This is a genomic window from Marinobacter manganoxydans MnI7-9, assembly GCF_000235625.1.
In the GTDB taxonomy this organism is placed as follows: domain Bacteria; phylum Pseudomonadota; class Gammaproteobacteria; order Pseudomonadales; family Oleiphilaceae; genus Marinobacter; species Marinobacter manganoxydans.
The window spans coordinates 27,870-46,143 of the sequence record NZ_AGTR01000013.1; the positions used below are offsets into that span (position 1 = coordinate 27,870).

The window sequence follows — 18,274 nt, forward strand, 5'->3', positions numbered from 1 at the left end:
AACTGTCAAGGGGCCGGCAGGGCCAACAGGGCACAACGAAGGCTGAGTTTGATTCAGATCAGGAACGGCCGGCGAGCAGGGCAGACATATCCCGCAAATAGTGCCAGGGGGAGAGGGAATCGAAGCCTTTCGCCGCGCGGTCGATCTGGCTGCACAGGGTGATGGCCTCATTCAGTTGGTTCCGGTTCAGCCGGCGAGCGGCCTGTTCCATTGCGCGGGCACGTTGCGGCTGGAATACGCCCCGTTTTTTCAGGAATGCGGCGGGATTTTCCGACTGGCCGGCCGCAGATTTCAACTCAAGCAGCAGGTTCAGATCCCGGCTGAGAACGGATAGCAAACCGAGCGGGTTTTCTCCCTCTTGCTGAAGCACAGTGATCATCTTGCCGGCGTGGGGCGCGCGGCCACTGATCAGCTCGGTCACGAGTTCAAAGCCATTGAATCGGGAACTGTCCTGGACCGCCTGTTCAACGGTTTCCTCATCAATGGTATTGCCGTTTGCGAGCAGTGACAGTCTGTCGAGCTCCTGGCTCGCGGCGAGCAGATTGCCCTCGAGGCGTTCGCTCATGATGGCCAGGGCACCCCGGGTCAGGCTGAGGCCGCGGTTGCTGGCCCTCTGCTGCAGCCAACCCTGGAACTTGTCGGCGTCGACGGGCCACACCGGTACGTGCACGCCCTTTCCCTGAAGCTCCTTGTACCATTTGCGGCGGGTTTCCGCCGCGTCCAGACGGGCACTGATGAGCACGAGGATGATATCGTCGGGAGGGTCGGCCAGGACTCGTTCCAGTACCGCGCGGCCGTCGCCCAGCTTGCCGGTTGGCAAGTGAATCTCGATGCGCCGTTTTTCCGCGAACAGGGACATGGCACTGAACTCCTCGCCAACGGCGTTCCAGTCCAGTTGGTGGTCAGCGTGAAAGGTCAGGCGGTCATGAAAACCGGCGTCTTTTGCGGCCTTACGAACTTGGTCACAACATTCCTGAACCAGCAGGGGTTCGTCCCCGGATATAAGATAGACGGGCGAGAGGCCCTTTTTTAGCAGCTGGGATAACTGGCCTGGATTGGTCTTCATGGCTGGCCTGTGGCTGGGGCGTCGGCTTCCTGTTCACGCTGGTAATCCGCCCGGATGGCGTCGATGCGTTGCGGGGTCAATGGTGCCAGCCGGAATATCACCTGCTGCGCAAGACGATCGTCCATTTGCTGGCGGAGGGTCTCTTCTTCCCGCTGTCTTGCCAGCACGTTGGTTTCGTCGTAGCGGTAACTCTCGCTGGTGGTCAGGCGTGTCGTGCCCACCATGGGAATCCGATCCGCGCTGATTACTTCTAGATCAACAGAGTGACGCAGCGTGTATTCCGCGGCTGCGGCCTGGGCGGTGATGGCACTTGCGCGACGGTCACGCTCGAAGTTCTTCAGCCGCAGAATGTAGTCGGCCTCCGCCGCTGGCGCCACACGGACCTTGCCCAGGTTCAGCTGTTCACGCAAGGAACGGCACAGCGTGTCGGGCACCTGTGAGGAGCAATCCACGGCAAGAGGCTCGAGGGCCGAAGAAACCGGTGGGGCACCCCGCAACTGGAACCCGCAACCACCAAGCAGCGCCGCTATTACAGCGGTCAGCATCAGGCGTGCTGACGATTTCAGAGCGGAGTGCCGGGACATATCAGTTAGCCACCACGTTCACCAGTTTGCCGGGGACCACGATAACCTTGCGCACCGTCGCTCCCTCAGTAAAGCGCATGACATTCTCGTTTTCCAGGGCCAGCTTTTCGAGGTCCGCCTTACTGATGTCTGCAGGCACGTCTTCTTTGGCCCGCACCTTGCCATTCACCTGCAGTACCACCTGGATCTGGCTGCGAACCATGGCGGCTTCATCGGCTTTTGGCCAGGGTGCATCAACCACGGGCTCCTGGTGGCCGAGCGCCTGCCAGAGGGTGTGGCAGATGTGCGGGACGATCGGCGACAGCACAAGCACTGCGGTGTCCAGCGCTTCCTGGCGTACCGCCCGGGTCTGGGGTTCGTCACCTTGCAGTTTGCCGACCTCGTTAAGCAGCTCCATCACCGAGGCAATGGCCGTGTTGAAGGTCAGCCGACGGCTGATGTCGTCACTGACTTTGGCAATGGTTTCGTGAGTCTTGCGTCGCAGGTTTTTCTGGTCATCGTTCAGGCTTGCCGCGTCCAGAGCGGGTGCCGGGCCAGCGGCGGCGTGTTCGTTCACCAGACGCCAGACCCGCTTGAGGAACCTGTGTGCGCCTTCAACACCGCTGTCCGACCACTCCAGGGACTGTTCTGGCGGGGCCGCAAACATCATGAACAGGCGAACCGTATCGGCGCCGTGCTCATCAATAATAGCCTGGGGATCGATACCGTTGTTCTTGGACTTGGACATCTTGGTGACACCGCCGGAAACCACCGGCTCACCATCTTCCCTGTGTACTGCTCGAACGGGCTGCCCCTTTTCGTCACGCTCGACGGTCACGTCGGCGGGCGAAATCCATACCTTGCCGCCTTTGCCATCGTCGCGGTAATAGGTCTCCGCCAGAACCATGCCCTGGCAAAGCAGCCGGTTGAATGGCTCTGAACTGGTTACCAGCCCGACATCCCGCAAGAGCTTGTGGAAGAAGCGGGCGTAGAGCAGGTGCAGGATCGCGTGTTCAATGCCACCGATGTACTGATCCACTGGCAACCAATAGTTGGCCGCGGACGGGTCCAGCATGCCCTGGTCGTAATTGGGGCTGCAGAACCGTGCGTAGTACCAGGAGGACTCCATGAACGTATCAAAGGTGTCGGTTTCCAGCGTCGCCGGCTGGCCGTTGAACTCCGTCTTGCACCACTCAGGGTCGGCCTTGATGGGAGACTGGACACCGTCCATTTCCACATCTTCCGGCAGACGTACCGGCAGCTTGTCATCGGGCACCGGCATCTCTGTGCCATCTTCCAGGGTCATCATCGGGATCGGTGCACCCCAGTAGCGCTGGCGGGATACGCCCCAGTCGCGCAGGCGGTAGTTGACGGTGCGCTTGCCGATATTCTGTTCTTCCAGGTAGCTGGCAATCTCGTCGAAGGCTTCCTCGCTGGTCAGGCCGCTGTATTTGCCGGAAGACACCAGCGTGCCTTTTTCGGTAAACGCCTCTTCCTGAACATCAATTTCATGGCCATCGCGGGCGGCAATAACCTGCTTGATGGGCAGCTTGTACTTGCGGGCGAATTCATGGTCCCGCTCATCGTGGCCCGGAACAGCCATCAGGGCGCCTGTGCCGTAATCGGTCAGAACGAAGTTGGCGACCCAAATCGGAATCTCTTCCTGGGTCAGCGGATGGACAGCCTTGAAACCGGTGTCGATACCGCGCTTCTCCATGGTGGCCAGCTCGGCCTCGGCAGTTTTGTTGTTCCGGCACTCATCAACAAATTCAGCCACATCCCGATGACGCTCTGCCGCCTCTTTGGCCAGCGGATGCTCTGCGGCCACGGCCATGTAGCTCACGCCCATCAGGGTGTCGGGGCGCGTGGTGTAAACGGTCAGGCCGCTGTCACGGTCCTTAAGCGGGAAGGTCAGCTCGGTACCTTCCGACTTGCCGATCCAGTTGCGCTGCATGGTCTTGACCTGCTCGGGCCAGTCTTCCAGCTCATCCAGATCGTTCAGCAGTTCTTCGGCGTAATCGGTAATGCGGATAAACCACTGGGGAATCTTTTTCTGTTCCACCAGCGCTCCGGAGCGCCAGCCGCGACCGTCCACAACCTGCTCGTTGGCCAGAACCGTCTGGTCCACCGGGTCCCAGTTCACCGTGGACATCTTCTTGTACACCAGACCCTTCTCGTAAAGGCGGGCGAAGAACCACTGCTCCCAGCGGTAGTAATCCGGCTTGCAGGTCGCCAGCTCCCGGTCCCAGTCGTACCCGAAACCCAGCTGCTTGAGCTGGTTTTTCATGTACTCGATGTTGGCGTAGGTCCACTTGGCCGGAGCGGTCTTGTTGGCAATGGCAGCGTTCTCGGCGGGCAGGCCGAAGGCATCCCAGCCCATTGGCTGCATTACGTTCTTGCCCTGCATACGCTGGTAGCGGGAAATCACATCGCCGATGGTGTAGTTACGGACATGCCCCATGTGCAGCTTGCCACTGGGGTAGGGGAACATGGACAGGCAGTAGTACTTGGGTTTGCCCGGTTCTTCCTTCACCGTGAAGGTCTTGTTCTCCTCCCAGAAATTACGGGCATTCTGTTCTACGTCACGGGGATTGTATTGCTCGTCCATTCCTGCCATTACCGAAATTACCTTGTGTGGAAAAATAAAAGCCTGTGTCAAAATCACGTCCGGAGCGGGCCGAACATTCTAACGCACACTAGCCTTTACAGGTAGTCTGCCAATTTTCTGTTCTTGTGCCAGACTTACAGTATTGGTGGGAGACGGCGGCCGGCGCAGCTTCCTGAGACACGCCGTAAATACGTCCCTGTAGGCTTGATCGCAGCATCCATGCTGCTCACAGTCTCAGGAAGCTGCACCGGCCGCCGTCCCGAACCCTGGGAGGAATCGTCGAGAATGCGAGCACCAAATGTCCGGGAGGCAGGGTGTGTCGGGTCTTTCCGGGACTGTCTGCAGCATGGATGCTGCAGTCAAGCGTACATGGATGTATTCACAGCGTGTCCCGGAAAGACCTGACGCAGCCTGACTCCTCCCCCAATAGTTCGACTAAACGCTTGTTTTTAGGAACCCCGAGGTCCATTTCAAGGAGCAGTTATGACACAACCGGAAAGAAGTCATCTCTCAGGCAAGGCACTGGAAGTTTACGACCGTATGCTGGAGCGGGTAAAAACGCGTCTCCATGACCTGGAGGAAACATCGCTCCAGAACCTTGAGGAAGAAGTCCAGAGGGCGGTGGAGTTCGAGTACGAGCTGGAGGAAATGACCAGAGATGAAGCGGCCCTGCTCGGCGAATACCTCCAGAGAGATCTCGAGCACCTTCTGCACTTCGTGGAAGAGACCGGCGAAGGCCTGAGTGAATGGTTGCAGCTTGATATCGCCCTGCTGGAACACCAGCTGGCGGATAGCCTGTTCTCGGTTGCTGATAAAACCGTTGTCGACTTTCTGGAGCTCAAACAGAAACTGGAAAACAACGAAGTGGGCCAGTACATCTCGGGCGAGGTGGCCACCGCTGGTATGTTCCAGTGCCTGAACTGCGGGCACATGCGGTGTCTGACAGCCACCAGCCATCTGGAACCCTGTGAAGCCTGCGGCTCCCACTACTACGAGCGGGTTACGAGCCGCTGGCCGAAACAGGAGGAATAATCCGCTCCCGGACAAACACGATGAGAATAACTGCGAGGGTCAGGACCGGCCAGGAGCCAGTCTGCATGTAAGGCGTGCTGCCCGTGGCGGTGAACACCTCGCCGGTCAGGGTGGCGCGCTCGAACTGGGGGATGGTTTCGGTCAGTTCGCCCCGGTTATTGATGATCGCAGTCACGCCGTTGTTGGTGCCCCGGAGCATGTAGCGACCGGTTTCCAGTGCCCGCATTCTGGCAATCTGCAGATGCTGTAACGGCCCAATGGAATCGCCGAACCAGCCATCGTTGCTGATCGTGAGCAGCAGGCCCGCGCCCCGGGCATTAAAGGCAACAAAATCCGGATAGGCGACTTCATAGCAGATGAAGGGCATCACATTGACGCCATTGGCCTTGAGCGGATCCTGCCACTCCGGTCCCCGGCTGAAATCGCTCATGGGCAAATCGAAGAAACCAATCAGCCCCCGCAACACGCTCTGCAGTGGCACGTACTCCCCGAAAGGCACCAGCTTCTGCTTGTGGTAGATGCCCTCGCCGTTGCCGATGGCCATGATGCTGTTGTGAAACGTGAAATCTTCAATTCGGTCACTGAATCCGTACCAGGGTATGCCGGTAATCAGGGTGCTGTTGTCGCCCAGCTCTGCACTGATGTGATCGATGATCTTGCCAGCCTGATCCTGGGGAATGGGAATGGCGGTTTCCGGCCAGAGGATCAGATCCGTGTCCCAATGGTCTTCGGTCATCCCCAGATAGGTGACGATCTGGTCCTTCAGGAACTCCGGGTCCCACTTGATCTGCTGGGGAATATTGCCCTGCATGGCGGCAAAGGTTATAGGGTCTTCGCTCAGATCCGTCCAGTCGACACGGTTCATGGCCGGGGCAACCAGCCAGGGAATCAGGGCAACAAAGAGGGTAACGCCCGCAGCCACCGGTTTGGGGCGCTTCAGCAGCCACCAGCCGCCGTAAAGTGCGGCACCGGTCGCAGCAATCCAGAACGTGATGCCATGCACGCCGGTCAGAGGTGCCAGCCCGGCCAGTGGGCCGTCAGTGTGCGCGGTGCCCAGATACAGCCAGGGAAAGCCGGTGAGCAGCCAGCCCCGGAGCCAGTCGCCCAGGATCCAGATGGCCGGAAACAGGATCAGGCGCCGGGCCGGGCTGTCCTTGGCCAGTTTGCCCCAGAACCAGAAGGCCAGGCCGTGGAACAGCGCCAGGCCTGCAACAAAGAGAACCGTCAACAAAACGGCAATCGGAATGGCGGTATTACCGTGTTCGCTGATACTGACGTAGACCCAGCTGGCGCCGCTGCCGAACAGCCCCAGGCCAGTAAGCCAACCGGCCCGGAAGAGCTTCTCTGGAGCCAGCGGAACCGTCACGAGGAGAATAAGAAGGACTGAAACCGGTCCCAGCCACCAGAGGTTGAACGGTGAAAAGGTCAGGGTTTGCATGGCGCCGGCAACCAGAAGGGTTGCCGCGCCAAGTAATGCGTTTGAGGAAAGCGGGGTCTTCAGCGCTCTGGTATTTTTCGCGTCACTGTTCACTTCGGGTTACCTGCAGCAGACGGATTACACGGTTATCGGCGTTGGCAATGGTAAAGCGCAAACCGCCGAATTCAACCGATTCGCCCCGTCTGGGCAGGTGTCCGAATTCCTTGAGAACCACGCCACCGATGGTGTCGAATTCCTCTTCGTCCAGTTCGGTCTCGAAGAATTCATTAAAATCATCAATGGGTGTTACCGCTTTTACGGCATAGCTGCCATCGCCCCGGGCCTTGATGTGGGTCTCTTCATCAAAATCATGCTCATCTTCGATTTCGCCCACAATCTGTTCCAGCACGTCTTCAATGGTGATCAGGCCGGCCGTACCACCGTATTCGTCGACCACAATCGCCATGTGGTTACGGTTTTCCTTGAATTCCTTGAGCAACTGGTTCAGACGCTTGCTCTCGGGTACGAAAGTGGGCGGGCGCAGAATTTCCCGGATACGATTCCAGTTGAGGTCGTTGTTCAGAGCCAGGGGAAGCAGATCCTTGGCCAGAAGAACGCCAATCACGTCGTCCTGGCTGTCCCCGATGACCGGGAACCGGCTGTGTGCAGAATCCATGATTTCGCCCAGGAACTCCTTGGGCTCCTGGGATGCCTTTACGGTGACCATCTGGGAGCGGGGAATCATGATCTCATCCACCCGCATGTCGATCACCTGCATGGCACCTTCGATGATGCTCATGGCATCAACATCGATGATGTTCTGGGACTCGGCGTCCCGAAGGATTTCCAGCACGTCCTCAACGGACTCAGGCCCGCTGGAGAAGGCCTGGGATATACGTTCCAGCCAGGACTTGCCGCCCTGACTGCGACTCGACTGATCGTCGCTCATGAGTCTTGTTCCGTTTCCTCTGCTTCGTAGGGATTGCCGAATCCGAGCTGCGCAAGCAGTCGGACTTCGAGGGCTTCCATGACCTCGGCATCTTCGTCTTCAATATGATCAAAACCCTGGAGATGCAACATGCCGTGCACCACCATGTGCGCCCAGTGGGCGACCAGGGTTTTTTCCTGTTCCATGGCCTCTTTCTCGACAACCGGTGCACAAATCACCAGATCTCCGGCCAATGGCACCGTTATACCGGCTGGCGCCTCAAATGGGAAGGACAACACGTTGGTCGCGTAGTCCCGCCCACGGTACTGATGATTCAGGGCCTGGCTTTCTTCGGTTCCGACAATACGGACCGTCACCTCGGACGGATCCTCGCCCTGCCAGGCAAGTTGCGCCCATTTTTGAACCTGCGTCTCCGAAGGTATTCCTGGCGCCTCAAAAACCTGCTGAAAATCCACAGTCAGCTTATTCACTGGCCCGTCGCACTCCCGTCGTCAAAGGAATCGTAGGCTTCAACAATCCGCTGTACCAGCGGGTGCCGAACAACGTCCTTTGCTTCGAACCGTGTGAACCCAATACCTGATACCTTGCTCAGAACCCCGGCAGCGTGAATAAGCCCCGAATTCTGACCCCGTGGCAGGTCTACCTGAGTGGTGTCGCCGGTAATCACAGCCGTGGAGCCAAAGCCGATCCGGGTCAGAAACATCTTCATCTGCTCCCGGGTGGTGTTCTGGCTTTCGTCCAGAATGATGAATGAGTTGTTCAGCGTCCGGCCGCGCATGAACGCCAGCGGCGCAATCTCGATCACGCTTTTCTCAATCAGCCGGGTAACCTGGTCAAACCCAAGCATTTCATAGAGAGCGTCATACAGCGGACGCAGGTATGGGTCGACCTTTTGTGCGAGATCGCCGGGAAGAAAACCAAGCTTCTCGCCGGCCTCGACCGCGGGCCGAACCAGCAAAATCCGCTTCACCTGCTCGTCTTTCAGTGCTTCAACGGCACAGGCCACCGCCAACCAGGTCTTGCCGGTACCCGCCGGCCCAATCCCGAAGTTGATATCGTGGGTGCGGATATTGTGCACATACTTCTGCTGATTCGCGCCCCTCGGCTTGGCCTGAAGCTTGGGGGTCTTGATGACCGTCACAGCGCCATCGTAGGGCACGTCTTCGGGCAGGCGTTCAAAACCGGTTTCCCGGATAAACAGATGCACGGTATCCGGAGGAAGGTCATCGGTAGCCTCGGTTTCCCGATAAAGATGCCGGATAACCTCAACGGCCGCCGCCACATGCTCGGTCTCACCCTCAACTCGGAAATGATGGCCGCGCCTGCCGACTTTCACGTGCAGGCGTTTTTCAATCATTTTCAGGTTTTCATCAAACTGGCCACAAAGCGTCGCCAGCCGACGCTGGTCCACCGGGTGCAGGTCAAATTGTCTGTGATCGTTGGCGTTCAAAAGTGCTCCGTTTTGGTTTGGGAGAACGAGTATCTGATGTTGGTGAAACGGGCAAGGGCCGGAAGGTGTTTCCAAAAAGCGCCCGTAAATACGTCCCTGTAGGGCTCGGTCGCGCCATCCCTGGCGCTCCACGTTTTTGGAAACACCTTCCGGCCCTCGCCCTGATCATTCTATGTGCAGGCCCGAATGCTAAAAAACAAGTAGATCGGAGTAGCTGGAGGCGTAATCCGACTGGTTTCTTCGTTACAGGCATGTTGCTCGATTACGAATTCGTCCAATCCAACCTACGAATGCGGAGCATAAACTGGGCAGACGGCTCTGGGGCCTACGGAGAGTGGTGGGGCTCCCCTCCCAAAAATGTCGGCGGCCAAGGATGGCCGACGCCAAGCGCACATGGGCGGAGCAAACGCTTTAGAAGCGAAGCTTCGCGTGCCGCGGAGCGACAGCAATCTACGATTGCTGGCTGGACCCGCTTGCGGGTGCTCGTAGCGGTTTTTGGGAGGGGAGCCCCACCACTCGCCAAACTCCAAACCCAAGACGAATAGGATCCGAGCTTTAGTAAAACTCCGAATTCACGGGCACACCGCGAAGTGAGTTGGGATAGGCCTCCACAATATCGACATCAATAAAGTGCCCAACAACCTCCGGATTCTCATGCCGGAAATTCACAATCCGGTTGTTCTCGGTACGCCCCGCATACTCACCAGGGTCTTTCTTGGACAAGCCAGTCACCAGAATCCGCTGAGTAGAACCCACCATCTTGCGGCTGATGTCCATCACGTTCTGGTTCAGGCGATCCTGCAGGATGCTCAGCCGCTGTTTCTTGATGTCCATCGGCGTATCGTCCGGCAGATCTGATGCCGGCGTGCCGGGCCGTGCGCTGTAAACGAAGCTGAAGGACATGTCGAAGCCGATGTCGTTGATCAGCTTCATGGTGTCTTCAAAGTCCTTCTCGGTTTCGCCCGGGAAGCCGATGATGAAGTCGGACGAAAAGCTGATGTCCGGGCGGATCTTGCGAAGGCGGCGGAGTTTGGATTTGTACTCCAGGGCTGTATGGCCGCGCTTCATGGCCGCCAGAATACGGTCGGAACCGCTCTGAACTGGCAGGTGCAGATGGCTGACCAGCTCCGGAACGCGCTCATAGACCTCAATGAGAGCATCAGAGAACTCCACCGGGTGCGATGTGGTGTACCGGATCCGGTCGATGCCATCAATGGTTGCGATCAGCTCGATCAGCTCCGCCAGGTCCATGTTGTCGCCGTCGTGGGTTTCGCCACGGTAGGCATTCACGTTCTGGCCCAGCAGGTTAACCTCGCGAACACCCTGGCTGGCGAGGTGGGCCACTTCAGCGATGACGTCATCAGCCGGGCGGCTGACTTCTTCCCCGCGGGTATAGGGCACCACACAGAAGGTGCAATACTTGCTGCAGCCTTCCATGATTGAAACAAACGCGGAAGGGCCGTCTGCGCCGGGCTCGGGCAGGTTGTCGAATTTTTCGATTTCCGGGAAGCTGACGTCCACCACGCCAACACCGTTACCCTTGGCGCGCACTTCGGTAATCATGTCCGGCAGGCGATGCAGAGTCTGGGGGCCGAAGACCATGTCCACGTAGGGTGCGCGGTCAATGATCGCCTGGCCTTCCTGGGAAGCCACACAGCCACCCACGCCGATGATCATTTCCGGCTTTTTGCTTTTCAGCTTTTTCCAGCGGCCAAGCTGGTGGAACACCTTCTCCTGGGCTTTTTCCCGAATGGAGCAGGTGTTCAGCAGCAGGATGTCGGCGTCATCGGGTGAATCGGTCATTTCGACGGTTTCACCGGTTTTGAGCAGGTCTGCCATGCGGGCAGAGTCATACTCGTTCATCTGACAGCCGTGGGTTTTGATGTACAGCTTCTTGGCCATGGGTCTCACGTAATCTGATGGATGTTGCGCCGGGAACTGGTTTTTGAAACGGGGCGCCAGCAAAAAGGAACTGCGTATTATAACGGGGTGCTTAAACTTCAACCACCTTTGTCTCGGCTAGTTGCTAGTCCGCTTGTGGTATTATTTTTGGTTCTTTAAATCGACAATCAAGCCCGAACACGATCATGACCCCCGAACGCCTCGCCCGAATCAAACAAACCCTGAACACCCGGCAGCCGGACCTGAGCGTCCTAACCGACCAGGTCCACAAGCCCCGGAATCTGTCCGCCATCATCCGCTCCTGCGATGCGTTTGGCTTGGCGAACATGCACGTGGTCTGGCCAAAAGAAGGCTTCCGGGCATTTCGCAAAACCGCCGGTGGCAGCTACAACTGGGTAACAACCCACACCCACCGGAGCATGGACGAAGCGATCGAGAGTCTGAAAGGGCAGGGCAACAAGCTCTATGCGGCGCAGCTCTCCGACCGGGCTATCGATTTCCGGGAGGCAGACTACACGGTGCCCTGTACCGTGATCATGGGTAACGAGGTTGATGGCGTCAGCCCCGATGCGGCGGCCCAGGCCGACGAGCACATCGTGATTCCGATGATGGGCATGGTGGAGTCGCTCAACGTCTCTTCGGCCTGCGCGATTATCCTGTCCGAAGCGCAGAGGCAGCGAAAATTGGCCGGCATGTTCGACCAGCGTCGGTTGCCAGACGACGAGTATAACCGTCTACTGTTCCGCTGGTGCCAGCCCACGGTTAAACGCTACTGTGACGACCGCAACCTGCCGTACCCGCCGATAAACCCGGAAACGGGTGAGTTGGTCGACGGTGTGGGCTGGATGCAGGAAGTAAGAAAGTTAAGGGCGAATCGCCCGCGGTGGGATGACGAACCCAAAGTCACCGCAGATGAGCAATAAAAAGAAAATTACTCTTCTGTGAGATCGGTCCGGGGGTGGGAGGTCTTTTCTGTCGGGAAAAGATGTCTGAGCGAAGCGAGTTGCTTTTCCCAGAAGAAAAGGCCTCCCACCTCTGGACCAGCCCCCAAATCGAGCAGGCTACTTAGCAAAAGCTAGAGCCCATCACTCCTCGCGAGCCTCAAGATACCGCTGAAGCTGCTCCCGCAAAGCCTTGGGAAGCCGGGTAATCGTCAGGGCATCTTTGTCACGGTCGTAGTAAACCGCCTGATTTACCAGGTCGGAAGAGAAGGACACGCTCATTCCGCCTCCCGAGCCTGCAATCCGTACCAACTTTTTCACTTTCCGATGGTCCGGGTGCAGCACGCCGCTTTCCGGCAGTTCAGCAGTTTTTGAGGCAAACTCCTTGAAGCGTTGCGGCTCACTCTCGTCTAGGTAGCCGGACAATGCCTCGATTTCGACCGGCTCGCCCAGGGCATGCTGCTCCTTACAGAACTCATAGGCCTTGTTGCGAACCTCTCCGGCTTTCTCGGGCTCGGAGGACTTGGCAAAAGCTTCCACCGCATCCAGGAAGGTCATGGTTTCCTTTTCCACATCCACCTGATTGGTAAACCCGCACAAACGGATAAACAGCTCTCCTGGCTCGCCGGTGCCGCGGCCGTGGACCAGTGTCAGGTAGTTTTCCGCCGGGTTGTTGCCGCGCCAGTCGTCCAGCTCGATGCGAACGGCCAGGTTCAGACGGGAGAGGCTCAGGACGTCGGTCGCATCCAGTGACTGGTTGCCATCGAACCGCATGGCGCTGTCGGTTTCCAGGATAAACAGGTAAACCACCTCGGCGTCCGCTAGGGCATCGTGGACGATCATCAGATGGCCATCGAACTCCTCCTGACTGCCGGTCAGGAGCTCCTGCCACTGCCCGAACAGGTGGTCGGTCATGGCGCTGAAGGTTTGCTTGTCTTCCAGGTAGTCGTTCAGCCAGGCGCTGAACGGGCACTCGCCCAGATCTTCGGAAAACCGGCCGTATTTCTTACCGGGCTTGCTGTTGAACAGCCGCTTCATCTGCTTGTGCAGGCCCTCGTAGTCGCCACCGGGCTCCCTCAGAGAGTCTCCGGCACTGAGATGGGCTGCCTGGTCCGGCTGGAAATGCGTAAAAAAGGCAGACCTCAGGTGTTTGATTGCCATGGTTAATTACCCTGTTGCCGTTGTCCTGACTGAAAGGCCTCCATGATGAGCGTTTCATCGGGATGGTAAAGCCAGTCAAATCCAATGGGTTGCGCAGTGAGTGATATGGGAGAGAAGGCCATAGTCCAAGGAGCGGCAGCTTATTATGAAAAACGCGGAAATCCAAATTTCCACCCATCCTGATGCATTATCGTTCAAAGCCGATTTTGACACGTGAGAATTCCGCAATATCGCCTTTTCAGCTCTGAAGCCGCCTTCGGGACCCGCACTTTGACTGCTCCATGTCTGTGCCTGTGCCTGAATAAGGGGCAGTTTTCAGGCTTGGCAGGGCTACCCCGCAGAGGTTGGGAAAGGGTCGGAAGCGCCAGAGTAAAGGCCTGAACAAGAATTGGCGCAATCCATGCTTATGGTTCAGGTCAGCGGGAAGAGTCGCGTTGTGTCGTGCGACACAATTCTCGTGGAATAAGTCACTCAAGCAAAAGCGCTTATTGGCCCGGAGATTTCTTCGGTTCAATAGGCGCTTTTTTTTTGGCAAATGGCCAGTGAGGCGGCTCGGAATTTTTCTTCGGTCTCCTCTTGACCAGTCAGTTTAACAGAAACGGAGAACTGCGATGCAATGTGTAATGAAAAAGGCCGGATTGGCGATAGCGATTGCCCTGATGGGTGGCTCGGTGCAGGCCGCACAGACCGGGTTTCATGAAGCCCTGAGTAAGGGCGAGGTATACGGAGATCTTCGCTTGCGTTTCGAACAGGTGCAACAGGACAATGCACTCAGGGACGCGGAAAGCGTAACTTTGCGAACCCGCCTTGGCTATCGTACTGCGGATTACAATGGGTTATCCGGGCTTGTCGAGTTTGAGGACGTTCGGAACGTGGCTGGGCTTGACGACTACAACGACACGCTGGGGAAGAATCCAAATTACTCTGTTATTGCCGATCCCGAGACAACAGAGCTGGACCAGGCTTACCTTCAGTACAGGTTCGGAGATATAACCGGTCGGTTGGGGCGTCAGGTGATAACTTACGACAATCACCGGTTTATTGGCGACGTTGGCTGGCGCCAGGATCGCCAGACGTTTGATGCGGCCCGCCTGACTTACACCCCGTCAACCAACCTCGCAATCGACTACGCCTTCCTGAGTCAGCGCAACCGCATCTTTGCCGAGAGCCAGGACCTGCCATCCAAGGATCACATAGTCAACGTTGCCTACCAAACACCCCTCGGCAAGCTGACCGGCTATGCCTATCTGCTGGAAATTGATGAAGGCGTTGACAACTCGCTCGACACCGTCGGGCTTCGTTATGTTGGCGGGTATGACCTTGAGCCGCTGGGGATAATCTACGAAGCCGAATATGCGATCCAGGAGGCAGAATCGGGCGGTGCTGATTTTGATGCCGAGTATTACAAACTGAATGCGGGCATTGATATCGCGGGCGTCATTGTTTCAGCGGGACTTGAAGTCCTTGGGTCGGATAATGGCAACTACGGCTTCTCTACACCACTGGCAACCCTGCACGGTCAGAACGGCTGGGCTGACCAGTTTCTGAACACCCCGCTGGTCGGGTTGGAAGACGCGTCGCTCAGCGTAAAGGCACCCGTGGCGGGCGGCGGCCTGACCCTTAAATATCATGACTTCAGGGCCAGTGACTCGCCTGGCGGTGCCAGTGACTTGGGTAGCGAGGTTGATGTGGTCTATCAGCGCAAGTTTGCGGAGAACTACTCAGCAGGTATTAAATACGCTCGCTACATGGCCGGAGATGCAGCAACCGGAAAAGTGGATACTGACAAGCTCTGGCTGACTCTGGCCGCCAAGTTCTGAGGCTGATATCCGAAAAAAAGCCCCGGCGGCGTCCACTGCCAGCGGGGGCCTTTCATCCGTCATTCGGCTCAGATTCGCTTGTTGCGCACCAGGTCTTGCACCAGTTTGCTGACCGCGCCTGCGATTTCTTCACTGTCGTCTGCGCAGATGGAAGCCGAGGCGATGTCCGAGCCGAGCTTTGCCGCAATCGCGATGACGCCGTGGGCGCTGATGACCTGTGCGAAGCGGCGGCGATCATCGACAGTGCCGGCGTTGTCTTCGCTGAGCACGATGGACGTTTTACCCTGATCAAACAGCGCCCGTTCCAGGGACAAGGCCAGGGCCGCTGCCTGCTTGCCATTGCACGCGATGATGGCAGGCTTCTGGGCCAGACGACGCCGGCGCTCGTCAGCGCTGACCGGGTCCAGCGATTCCACCGTTTCCGAGGTTCCTGCGATCATGCCCGCGCCGATGGTCACGTTGCTCAGCCGGTCGATAACGATAAAACTGCCGGTTGCGTGGTTGTTGGGATAAGGATCGAACGCAACGGGTTGGCTCAGGGTCAGTTCGCACAGGCCGATTTCGTTCAAGTTCAGTTCCGGAGGGTTTTCCCGTTTTTCCAGCGTGTTTACGTCTGTCTGATGCTGAATCTTTCTCACCGTGGCCGATGAGAAGGTGGGGCCCAGCTTGATGTCATAGAGGCGACCGGTTTCCAGCGGCGCGTCGGTCATCCAGACGATGTTGGCGAGGAAACGGTTGCCCACTTCAGGCTCATCTTCCGCTTTTACCAGCATGTCGCCACGGCTGACGTCGATTTCGTCGGTCAGCGTGAGGGTGATCGCCTGGTCGATATAGGCTTCTTCAAGGTTGCCGTCGAAGGTTACCACCTCTTTCACCGTGCTGGTGCGCCGGGAGGGCAGCGCCATGATTTTCTCGCCCGGGCGGATCACGCCGGAGGCGATGGTGCCGCAGAAGCCGCGAAAGTTCAGGTTCGGGCGGGTTACGTACTGAACCGGGAAGCGGAAATGCTCCAGGTTCTTGTCCCGACCGACTTCCACGGTTTCCAGGATTTCCATCAGCGGCTGGCCGGTGAACCAGGGGGTGTGCTCGCTCTTGTTCACCACGTTATCGCCTTCCAGGGCGGAAATCGGCACGAAGCGGATGTCCTTCAGGCCCAGTTTGGCGGCAAACGCCAGATAGTCGTCCCGGATCTCGTTGAAGCGCTCTTCGCTGAAATCCACCAGATCCATCTTGTTGATGGCGACCACAATGTGGCGGATGCCCAACAGCGAGGCAATGTAGGAATGCCGGCGGGTCTGGGTCAGCACACCGTGGCGGGCATCGATCATCAGGATCGCCACCTGCGCCGTGGACGCGCCGGTGGCCATGTTGCGGGTATACTGCTCGTGGCCCGGAGTGTCGGCGATGATGAACTTGCGCTTGTCGGTGGAGAAATACCGGTAGGCAACATCAATGGTGATGCCCTGTTCGCGCTCCGCCTGCAGGCCGTCTACCAGCAGGGCCAGGTCCAGCTTCTCGCCGGTGGTGCCCATCTTGGCACTGTCGGTTTTCAGGCTGGCCATGTGATCTTCATAGATCATCTTGGTGTCATGCAGCAGGCGACCAATCAGCGTGCTCTTGCCGTCGTCCACGCTGCCGCAGGTGAGCAGGCGCAGGAGTTCCTTGTTTTCGTGCTGTTTCAGGTAGGCCTGAATATCTTCCGCAATCAGATCAGACTGGTGTGACATCTTAGAAGTACCCTTCCCGCTTTTTCTGTTCCATGGAGCCGGCTGAATCATGGTCGATAACGCGACCCTGACGCTCGGAACTGGTGGCCAGCAGCATTTCCTGGATGATCTCCGGCAACGTGGTGGCTTCGGATTCAATGGCGCCGGTTAACGGGTAGCAGCCGAGGGTGCGGAAGCGGATGGATTTCATCATCGGCTTCTCGCCTTCTTTCAGCGGCATTCGGTCATCGTCCACCATGATCAGGGTGCCGTCGCGCTCAACCACCGGGCGCACCGCGGAGTAGTAAAGGGGAACGATCTCGATATTTTCCAGGTAGATGTACTGCCAGATATCCAGCTCGGTCCAGTTGGACAGCGGGAATACCCGAATGCTTTCGCCCTTGTTGATCTTGCCGTTGTAGATGTTCCAGAGTTCAGGACGTTGGTTCTTGGGGTCCCAGCGGTGGTATTCGTCGCGGAAGGAATAGACACGCTCCTTGGCACGGGATTTTTCTTCGTCCCGGCGGGCGCCGCCGAACGCCGCATCAAACTTGTACTTGTCCAGGGCTTGCTTGAGGGCCTGGGTTTTCATTACGTCGGTGTGCTTGGCACTGCCGTGAGTGAATGGGCCAATGCCCTGTCTGATGCCGTCCTCGTTCTTGTGAACGATCAGGTCCAGACCGTATTCCTTCACCTTGCGGTCCCGGAAGTTGATCATATCCCGGAATTTCCAGGTGGTGTCCACGTGCATGAGAGGGAAGGGCGGTTTACCCGGATAAAAGGCCTTGCGGGCCAGGTGCAGCATTACCGCGGAGTCCTTGCCGATGGAATACAGCATTACCGGATTGTCGAACTCGGCTGCCACTTCCCGGATGATGTGGATGCTTTCCGCTTCCAGCTGTTTCAGGTGCGTGAGGTTATATGTGGTCATGATAATCCGTTGCCGCCGTGCGGGCCGTGTTGGCTGTGCGAATGAATACGGCAACTATACCAGAGGGGGTAAGGGCATAAGAAGACGCCCAACTAGAAATTGGCGTTATAACAATATAGCAGTGGCAGGCTCTGACCGTGAGTGAGCAGACGGTGACGTTCAGGCCGGATTGCGGGAGTCGGCCAGCAACTTGGCAACGTAGCGATCGACGTAATCGAAGCCGTTACCTTCAAACTCAGCGAACTGGATGCCCAGCTGAAATTCGTCCCTTGCGATGCGTCGCATGTGAACGATGTTGCCGTCGGCAATAATGGAAACCGGTTGCGTTGCAACCACCGGCACGGAGAATCGGGTCTTCACGGCAATCCAGTGTCCTGGAGCCGGGGCCTTTTGCTCGGGAATGAGTTGTTTCACCGTTTCCTGATTACAGGAAATCATAACGCCCGTGCGGGAGAGATTGGATACCGAACAGGTCAGGCAGCAGCCGTCCGATTTCTCAATAGTAATGTCGGTGGCTACGTCCACTCGCTGTTGGTTGCGCAAATTCAATTTGGCGGCGACAGGTTTCATGTTGACTCTTCTGGCGTGTCTGGTTGCGAATGATGCTGCCTTTCCCATAAATCCCTTCCAGAAAAACACTTAAACGCATGATAAGCGAATGAAAGTGTAGTTGTTTACTTTGTGATCAGCAAGAAGCCTGCCGCCTATAGTGGCAGATTTGTTAAATC

The 18,274-nt window shown here is 57.5% G+C and carries 15 protein-coding genes; 3 read left to right on the top strand and 12 right to left on the bottom strand.

The annotated features are described in order from the left end of the window. Nucleotides 1–58: 58 nt before the first annotated feature. From holA to leuS, 3 genes are read right to left on the bottom strand one after another with little or no spacing between them, the layout of a single operon-like run. Entirely contained in the window at nucleotides 59–1,066 is a 1,008-nt protein-coding gene (holA, locus tag KYE_RS02575) for a DNA polymerase III subunit delta (RefSeq protein WP_008170102.1), read from the bottom strand. After that, nucleotides 1,063–1,650, bottom strand: coding sequence for an LPS assembly lipoprotein LptE (lptE, locus tag KYE_RS02580; RefSeq protein ID WP_008170103.1), 588 nt, complete (start codon nucleotides 1,648–1,650; stop codon nucleotides 1,063–1,065). Before lptE ends, holA begins: the two co-directional genes overlap by 4 nt. Before the next feature lies 1 nt (nucleotide 1,651). Further along, on the bottom strand, nucleotides 1,652–4,237 hold the full coding sequence (gene leuS / locus KYE_RS02585) for a leucine--tRNA ligase (protein ID WP_008170104.1): 2,586 nt from the start codon (nucleotides 4,235–4,237) through the stop codon (nucleotides 1,652–1,654). Between the two features lie 483 nt (nucleotides 4,238–4,720). Between leuS and KYE_RS02590 the strand changes: the two genes are divergently transcribed. Continuing rightward, entirely contained in the window at nucleotides 4,721–5,269 is a 549-nt protein-coding gene (locus KYE_RS02590) for a zinc ribbon-containing protein (protein ID WP_008170105.1), read from the top strand. On the opposite strand, the gene lnt is transcribed toward KYE_RS02590, so the two are convergent. From lnt to miaB, 5 genes are all read right to left on the bottom strand, one after another. Further along, nucleotides 5,238–6,800: an apolipoprotein N-acyltransferase gene (gene lnt / locus KYE_RS02595; protein ID WP_008170106.1), complete on the bottom strand. Its 1,563-nt coding sequence runs from the start codon at nucleotides 6,798–6,800 to the stop codon at nucleotides 5,238–5,240. The two genes, KYE_RS02590 and lnt, sit on opposite strands and share 32 nt — an antisense overlap. Then, entirely contained in the window at nucleotides 6,790–7,635 is an 846-nt protein-coding gene (locus KYE_RS02600) for an HlyC/CorC family transporter (RefSeq protein WP_008170107.1), read from the bottom strand. Before KYE_RS02600 ends, lnt begins: the two co-directional genes overlap by 11 nt. Beyond that, nucleotides 7,632–8,105, bottom strand: coding sequence for an rRNA maturation RNase YbeY (ybeY, locus tag KYE_RS02605; protein WP_008170109.1), 474 nt, complete (start codon nucleotides 8,103–8,105; stop codon nucleotides 7,632–7,634). The genes KYE_RS02600 and ybeY overlap by 4 nt, the downstream gene beginning before the upstream one ends. Next, nucleotides 8,102–9,085, bottom strand: a complete 984-nt coding sequence (locus tag KYE_RS02610; protein ID WP_008170111.1) for a PhoH family protein — start codon at nucleotides 9,083–9,085, stop codon at nucleotides 8,102–8,104. Before KYE_RS02610 ends, ybeY begins: the two co-directional genes overlap by 4 nt. A 555-nt stretch (nucleotides 9,086–9,640) precedes the next feature. Beyond that, complete coding sequence (gene miaB, locus KYE_RS02615; RefSeq protein ID WP_008170114.1) at nucleotides 9,641–10,987, bottom strand: tRNA (N6-isopentenyl adenosine(37)-C2)-methylthiotransferase MiaB; 1,347 nt, start codon at nucleotides 10,985–10,987, stop codon at nucleotides 9,641–9,643. Between the two features lie 185 nt (nucleotides 10,988–11,172). Between miaB and trmH the strand changes: the two genes are divergently transcribed. Further along, the gene (gene trmH, locus KYE_RS02620) at nucleotides 11,173–11,910 is read left to right on the top strand and encodes a tRNA (guanosine(18)-2'-O)-methyltransferase TrmH (protein ID WP_008170116.1); all 738 of its coding nucleotides are present in this window, start codon (nucleotides 11,173–11,175) and stop codon (nucleotides 11,908–11,910) included. 162 nt (nucleotides 11,911–12,072) lie between these two features. Here trmH and KYE_RS02625 read toward each other — a convergent pair whose 3' ends face one another. Further along, nucleotides 12,073–13,089, bottom strand: a complete 1,017-nt coding sequence (locus KYE_RS02625) for a nucleoid-associated protein (RefSeq protein WP_008170118.1) — start codon at nucleotides 13,087–13,089, stop codon at nucleotides 12,073–12,075. A 611-nt stretch (nucleotides 13,090–13,700) separates the two neighbouring features. On the opposite strand from KYE_RS02625, the gene KYE_RS02630 reads away from it, so the two are divergent. Continuing rightward, the gene (locus KYE_RS02630) at nucleotides 13,701–14,909 is read left to right on the top strand and encodes an alginate export family protein (protein ID WP_039881807.1); all 1,209 of its coding nucleotides are present in this window, start codon (nucleotides 13,701–13,703) and stop codon (nucleotides 14,907–14,909) included. A 68-nt stretch (nucleotides 14,910–14,977) separates the two neighbouring features. Here the strand turns inward: KYE_RS02630 and cysN are convergent, their stop codons facing one another. From cysN to KYE_RS02645, 3 genes are all read right to left on the bottom strand, one after another. Further along, nucleotides 14,978–16,636 (bottom strand): sulfate adenylyltransferase subunit CysN, encoded by a 1,659-nt coding sequence (cysN, locus tag KYE_RS02635; RefSeq protein WP_008170122.1) that lies wholly within the window; start codon nucleotides 16,634–16,636, stop codon nucleotides 14,978–14,980. Nucleotide 16,637: 1 nt separating this feature from the next. Further along, entirely contained in the window at nucleotides 16,638–17,546 is a 909-nt protein-coding gene (gene cysD / locus KYE_RS02640) for a sulfate adenylyltransferase subunit CysD (RefSeq protein ID WP_008170124.1), read from the bottom strand. A gap of 159 nt (nucleotides 17,547–17,705) precedes the next feature. Then, nucleotides 17,706–18,116: a PilZ domain-containing protein gene (locus tag KYE_RS02645; RefSeq protein WP_008170127.1), complete on the bottom strand. Its 411-nt coding sequence runs from the start codon at nucleotides 18,114–18,116 to the stop codon at nucleotides 17,706–17,708. Nucleotides 18,117–18,274: the final 158 nt, after the last annotated feature.

Excerpts from the sequence above, each read along its gene's own strand:
- holA (WP_008170102.1), bottom strand. The coding sequence starts at position 1,066 with ATGAAGACCAATCCAGGCCAGTTATCCCAGCTGCTAAAAAAGGGCCTC.
- lptE (WP_008170103.1), bottom strand. The coding sequence starts at position 1,650 with ATGTCCCGGCACTCCGCTCTGAAATCGTCAGCACGCCTGATGCTGACC.
- leuS (WP_008170104.1), bottom strand. The coding sequence starts at position 4,237 with ATGGACGAGCAATACAATCCCCGTGACGTAGAACAGAATGCCCGTAAT.
- KYE_RS02590 (WP_008170105.1), top strand. The coding sequence starts at position 4,721 with ATGACACAACCGGAAAGAAGTCATCTCTCAGGCAAGGCACTGGAAGTT.
- KYE_RS02600 (WP_008170107.1), bottom strand. The coding sequence starts at position 7,635 with ATGAGCGACGATCAGTCGAGTCGCAGTCAGGGCGGCAAGTCCTGGCTG.
- miaB (WP_008170114.1), bottom strand. The coding sequence starts at position 10,987 with ATGGCCAAGAAGCTGTACATCAAAACCCACGGCTGTCAGATGAACGAG.
- trmH (WP_008170116.1), top strand. The coding sequence starts at position 11,173 with ATGACCCCCGAACGCCTCGCCCGAATCAAACAAACCCTGAACACCCGG.
- KYE_RS02625 (WP_008170118.1), bottom strand. The coding sequence starts at position 13,089 with ATGGCAATCAAACACCTGAGGTCTGCCTTTTTTACGCATTTCCAGCCG.
- KYE_RS02630 (WP_039881807.1), top strand. The coding sequence starts at position 13,701 with ATGCAATGTGTAATGAAAAAGGCCGGATTGGCGATAGCGATTGCCCTG.
- cysN (WP_008170122.1), bottom strand. The coding sequence starts at position 16,636 with ATGTCACACCAGTCTGATCTGATTGCGGAAGATATTCAGGCCTACCTG.
- cysD (WP_008170124.1), bottom strand. The coding sequence starts at position 17,546 with ATGACCACATATAACCTCACGCACCTGAAACAGCTGGAAGCGGAAAGC.
- KYE_RS02645 (WP_008170127.1), bottom strand. The coding sequence starts at position 18,116 with ATGAAACCTGTCGCCGCCAAATTGAATTTGCGCAACCAACAGCGAGTG.